Source organism: Achromobacter sp. UBA5777 (genome assembly GCF_002418565.1).
In the GTDB taxonomy this organism is placed as follows: Bacteria; Pseudomonadota; Gammaproteobacteria; order Burkholderiales; family Burkholderiaceae_B; genus Achromobacter; species Achromobacter animicus.
The window spans coordinates 1-5619 of record NZ_DIEJ01000045.1; the positions used below are offsets into that span (position 1 = coordinate 1).

At 68.2% G+C, this 5619-nt stretch carries 4 protein-coding genes and 1 pseudogene; all 5 read right to left on the minus strand.

The features are described from left to right. Nucleotides 1-188: 188 nt before the first annotated feature. Nucleotides 189-1202, minus strand: coding sequence for a response regulator (locus B3446_RS03015; RefSeq protein ID WP_191575444.1), 1014 nt, complete (start codon nt 1200-1202; stop codon nt 189-191). Between the two features lie 33 nt (nt 1203-1235). Then, a complete protein-coding gene (locus tag B3446_RS03020; RefSeq protein WP_175121209.1) occupies nt 1236-2246 on the minus strand; it encodes a chemotaxis response regulator protein-glutamate methylesterase in 1011 nt (336 codons plus the stop codon). After that, a complete protein-coding gene (locus B3446_RS03025; protein WP_291377271.1) occupies nt 2243-4573 on the minus strand; it encodes a hybrid sensor histidine kinase/response regulator in 2331 nt (776 codons plus the stop codon). The genes B3446_RS03020 and B3446_RS03025 overlap by 4 nt, the downstream gene beginning before the upstream one ends. After that, on the minus strand, nt 4570-5232 hold the full coding sequence (locus B3446_RS03030; RefSeq protein ID WP_291377272.1) for a chemotaxis protein CheW: 663 nt from the start codon (nt 5230-5232) through the stop codon (nt 4570-4572). The genes B3446_RS03025 and B3446_RS03030 overlap by 4 nt, the downstream gene beginning before the upstream one ends. Beyond that, nucleotides 5225-5619 (minus strand): annotated as a pseudogene (locus B3446_RS03035) (tetratricopeptide repeat protein); the annotation flags it as partial. The pseudogene B3446_RS03035 and the gene B3446_RS03030, both read right to left, overlap by 8 nt.

A 5619-nucleotide genomic window follows, 5' to 3' on the forward strand; every position in this document is an offset into this window, starting at 1 on the left:
TGCTGCTGGCGCCGGCCGGCGTGCAGACCGTGTCGATCTTCGTGTGGCGGCAGTTCGAGCAGGGATCTGTGGGCGAAGGCATGGCGATGGCCACAGTGGCCGTTGCCGTCAGCCTGTTGCTGATGCTGGGCGCATCCGGCATCAGCGGCCGGCAACCCCGCTAGCAGGCGGAGCGGCAGGCAAGCGCATCAGAGCTGTCCGGGCACCACCCGGTTGCGCCCCTGCCGCTTTGCTTCATACAGGCCCCGGTCGGCGGCCTGGATCAGTTCGGTGCACGGCTGCCCCTCTCGCGGCACCGCTGTCGCCAATCCGATGCTTACCGTCAGCCACGGGCCAAAGCCCGCGTCGCGCTGGGGAATCTGCATGGCTTCCACGGCGCGGCGCAGCTTTTCGGCCGCCAGCCGCGCGCTGCCGCCCGGCGTGCCCGGCAGCACCAGCGCGAACTCCTCGCCGCCAAATCGCGCCGCCAGGTCGGTGGAGCGGTCGCAACTGGCGAAGATGGTGTTGGCGACACGCTTGAGCGCTTCGTCGCCCGCGATGTGGCCATAGGTGTCGTTGTAGGACTTGAAGTGGTCCACGTCGATCATCAGCATACTGATCTCGCGGCTGTCCCGTCCCGCGCGCTGCCATTCGGCATTCAGGTATTCATCGAAGTAACGCCGGTTGCCCAGACCGGTCAGGCCATCCGAATTGGTCAGCCGGCGCAGCTCCATATTGCTTTCCAACAGCTGCTGCTGGCTCTGGCGCAGCGCCTGGTAGGCTTCGTCGCGCTGCACCAGCGCCATGTACGAACGCGAGTGGTAGCGGATGCGCGCGATCAGCTCGATGGAGTCCGGCAGCTTGACCAGGTAGTCGTTGGCGCCCGCCGCGAAGGCCGCGCTCTTGATGGCAGGATCTTCCTTGGTGGACAACACGATGATGGGGATGTCGCGCGTGACGGGATGGGCGCGGTACTCGCGCACCAGGCTCAGGCCGTCCACGCCGGGCAGCACCAGATCCTGCAGGATGACCGTGGGCCGGGTCTGGATTGCCACGCTCAAGGCCTTGTAGGGATCCGAGCAATAGTGAAAATCGATGTTGCCCTCGGGCACGAGCGCGCGCCGGATCGCTTCTCCAACCATGACCTGGTCGTCGACGAGCAACACCATCGCCCCATGCGAATTGAGATCCGCGGAGACCGTGTCGTCAGGGGATGGGAGCATAGTGAGTCCTTGATGCTAACGATGTCCCGCGGCTCAGGCGAAAGCCTGAATCACGCGCGACGCAATTTGTTCGAGCGGCCGGATTTCCACCGCGGCCTGCATGGCCGCGGCTGCCTTCGGCATGCCATAGACGGCGCTGGTCGCCTGGTCTTGTGCGATGGTCAGGCATCCGCGCTCGCGCAGCGCCTTCAGGCCGCGCGCGCCGTCCTGGCCCATGCCGGTCAGCAGCACGCCGACCGCGACGCCGCGCCAGTGCTGCGCAACGCTATGAAAGAAGACATCGATGGAAGGCCGATACAGGCTTTCGCGGGGGCAATCCGTGTACCGGAGGGTACCATCCTCGAGCAGCGTCAGATGGTCATCCGTGCCAGCGAGCAGAATCTGGCCGGGCAACGGCCGTTCGCCTTCGCGCGCCAGCCTGACCGGCAGCGGCACCTGGTCATTGAGCCAGTCCGCCATGCCCGCCGCAAACGACGCGTCCACGTGCTGCACCAGCACGATGCCGGCCGGAAAATCCAGGGGAATGTCGCGCAGCAATTGGGCCAGTGTCGCCGGGCCGCCGGCCGACGCGCCCACCGCGAGCAGCCGTCGCGTGCTCGCGGGCGCCGCAGGCTTGCTGACCGGCGTCAATGCGGCGCGATTGCCGTAACGGCCGATCAGCCAGCCGATGTTTCGGATCTTGCGCAGCAGCGGCGCCGCCGCCGTGCGCATGTCCGCGGCGCCGACCACCGGCGTGTCCACCGCATCCAGCGCGCCGTGGCCCATGGCGTCAAAGACGCGCGACGTGTGGCCCGCCACGTCGGAGGTGACCACAACGATTGCGCAGGGGGTTTCGGCCATGATGCGGCGCGTGGCCTCGACGCCATCCATGACGGGCATGATGAGGTCCATCAGCACGACATCGGGACGGTCGCGCGCGCATTGCTGGACGGCCTCCAGACCGTCGGACGCCGTCCAGGCGACCTCCAGGCCGGGTTCCAATGTAATGACTCGCCGCAGGACTTCGACGGCGAGGGGCATATCGTTGACGATCCCGATTCTCACGTCCGTGCCTTCCCGATGAGGTCTTCAACGGCGTCGAGCAGCGCATCATCATGGAAGCTGCCCTTGGCCAGATAGTAGTCCGCGCCGGCATCCAGCCCGCGCTGCCTGTCCTCTTCCCGGTCCTTGTACGACACCACCATGACGGGCAGGGTCTGCAGCCTGGGATCCGCCTTGATCCGCGACACCAGCTCGATGCCGTCCATGCGGGGCATGTCGACGTCGGTCACGATCAGATCGAAGTCCTCGCTGCGGAGCATGTTCCAGCCGTCCATGCCGTCCACGGCGACCGCCACATCGAAACCGCGGTTCAGCAGGAGCTTGCGCTCAAGCTCGCGAACCGTCAATGAATCATCCACCACCAGCACGCGCTTGCGGCGGCGCGCGGCCGCGGCGCCCGACCCGCTGTCCACCCGCGACAGCCGTCCGCCCTCGATCAGTTTCTGGACGGACACCAGCATGTCCTCGACATCCAGGATCAGGAGCGGCGTGCCGTCATCCATGAGCGATCCCGCCATCACGTCCTGCACCTTGCCCAGGCGGGGATCCAGCGGCTGCAAGACCAGCGTGCGCTCGCCCACGTAGCGGTCCACGGCAATGCCGTAGAGCCGGTCATGGTCGCCCACCACCACCACGGACAAGGTATCCGTGCCCGGCGCGGCCTCGCCGGCGCGCAGGATCTGCCGCGCCGACACCAAGCCGATCTGCCGGTCCTGGAAGCGGAAGTGCTGCTGGCCCTCCAATTGCTCGATGTCCTGGGCGTCCACTTGCAACGCGTGGCTGACGTAAGCCAGCGGGAACGCGTAGATCTCGTTCTGCACCTCGACCAGCAGGCTACGCACCACCGACAGCGACAGCGGCATCTCCAGCACAAAGCGCGTGCCCCGCCCCTGCTGCTGGTAGACCCGTACTGCGCCGCGCAACTGGCGCACCATGGTCTGGACCACGTCCAGCCCCACGCCGCGCCCGGAGATTTCGGTCACCTCGTCGCGCGTGCTGAAACCCGACAGGAACAGGAATTCCAGCAACTCGGCTTCGCTCAGGCGCGACGCGGTCTCGGCATTGGTGAGCTTGCGTTCGACGACTTCTTCACGCAGGTGGTCCAGCGAAATGCCGGTGCCGTCGTCGGCCAGTTCGACCAGCAGCATGCCCGCAGAATGGCGCGCCGACAGCGTGATCAGGCCCTCGGCCGGCTTGCCCGCGCGTTCGCGGACGTCGGGCGCCTCGATGCCGTGATCCACGGCGTTGCGCAGCAGGTGCATGAGGGGCGCATCCAGCTTTTCGAGGATGTCCCGATCCACCTGCGTGTTTTCGCCCTCGATTTCAAGGCGAACCTGCTTGCCCAGCGAACGCCCCAGATCGCGCACCATGCGCGGCATGCCGCCCACGCCGTCGCCAAAGGGCCGCATGCGGCAGGCGAGCGCGGTGTCATAAAGGCGCCGCGTCAGATGATTCATGCGCCAGCCGAATTCGTCGACTTCGCTGGCGCGCTGCGTCAGTTCACGCTGGCATTGTTCAAGGATGCGCTGGGCGTCGTCCAGTGCGGACTGGCCGCGCGCGTCCAGTTGCTGATCGGCCAGTACGGCGCGCAGGCCGTCCAACGCGTGCGCCGCGCCCGTCTGCATCCGCCGCAGCCGCAGCATGGCCGTGCTGAAAGGACCCACCCATTGCGACTCGACCAGGGTCTCGCTGGACAAGCCGAGCAGGCGGTTCAGCGTGTCGGCGGTGACGCGCAACACCCGCTCGCCCTCGCCCAAGCTGCCGTCCGAACTGCGGCGCGATGGCATTATGGCGGGTGCGGGCGGCTTTGCGGCGGGCGCTGGCGCGGCGGCGGCGGGCTCGTCTTCGATTCGCACGATCGGCGGCAGGTAGTCCGACGGCCGGCCTGTGCGCGGCACGTTGGCCGGCGCCGCGGCGGCCGTACCGGGCGCTTGGGATGCGTTCGGGAGATTGGGCGCGCTGCTCAGCCGCGCCACCAGGTCGCCGATCTCGGCGTCCAATTCCACGCCCGGCGTCGCGACACGCTGCAGCAGGTCGGTGCCCAGCAGCAAGGCATCGATGTCGGCCGCCTGCAAAAGCAGTCGGCCTTCCTGCGCGGCCACCAGGCAGTCTTCCATGGCGTGCGCGATGCGCACCGCCGGATGCAGGTCCACGATGCGCGCCGCGCCCTTGAGCGAATGGGCGGCGCGCATGCAGGCTTCAAGGTGCGGCGCGGACGTCGGGTTCTTTTCCAGGGCAAGCAGCCCGTCGTTCAGCACCTGCACCTGGGTGCGCGTCTCGATCTGGAACAGTTCGAGGAGCGAGGCGTCGCGCATCTGATCGGGATTCAAGCGAGGCTCCGTTCCAATGCCTGCATCAGCAGGGTTTCGTCCAGCACCCCGACGGCGCGGCCGCCGCAGCGCGCCACGCCGCGCGAATATTTCAGGCTTGCGCCCTGCACCGTCGACGGCAGCGGCTCCAACGCTTCCAGGTCCACTTCGTGCATGCCTTCGACCTCGTCCACGGGCAGCACCACGGCGCGGCCCGCGCCGCCGAAAATCAGCATGCGGGCGGTGGCAGGACGCTCGCGCGCCTGCGGCGCCGCGGCATCCAGACCCAGCAGGCGCGGCAGCGACACGCACACCGTCAACGTGCCCCGCGCGTTGGTCACGCCCAGCACCGCCGGATCGCGCCGGTGCGGCAGGCTGATGATGCCGCGCGTACCGGCCACCTCATCCAGCGACCGGGTCGGCAGGCCCATCCATTCGCGGTGCAGCCGGAACACCAGCAGCGACGACAGATTGGCCGAATGCTGCGCAGGCGCGGCCTCGTCGGCCGCTTCCATGGCGGGCGGCAGGCGGTCCAGGATACGCTTGGCCGCCGCGGCATACACCGGACAGTTGCGGCAATGCACGTGCTCGGCAAGCTGCGGGCAGCTTTTGTCGCCGCGTATCCCGATGCGGTTCCAGCAGTCGTCCACGCCGGACAGCGCTTCAATCGCGTCAGTCACGTCGCGCCTCCCCGCGCGCCGCGCGCGCCTGCAGGCGGCGGGCGCCCTCGTGATCGCCATCCGACGCCACCAACGCCGCCAGATGCAGCAACGCCTCGCGGTGGTTCGGGTCCAGATACAACGCCTTGCGGTACGCGGCCTGCGCCTGCCGCGACTGCCCTTCCGCGTCCAGCAGCAGACCTTGCAGATGCAGCGCGTCGGCGCTGGCGCCGTGGATCTCGATGTGCGCCAGGCATTTCGCCATGGCGTCTCGCACCCGGCCCAGATCGGCCAGCGCGGCGATCTCGCGCAGCGACGTCTGCGCGGCATGCCCGGTTGCGGCGGCGGGCGGTGCGGATGGCGTATCGGCAATTGCCGCGTGCGGCACCGGTAGCCGCGGCGCGGGCG

What these genes read in the sequence shown, in the direction of transcription:
- B3446_RS03015 (WP_191575444.1), bottom strand. Translation starts at nt 1,202, where the DNA reads ATGCTCCCATCCCCTGACGACACGGTCTCCGCGGATCTCAATTCGCAT.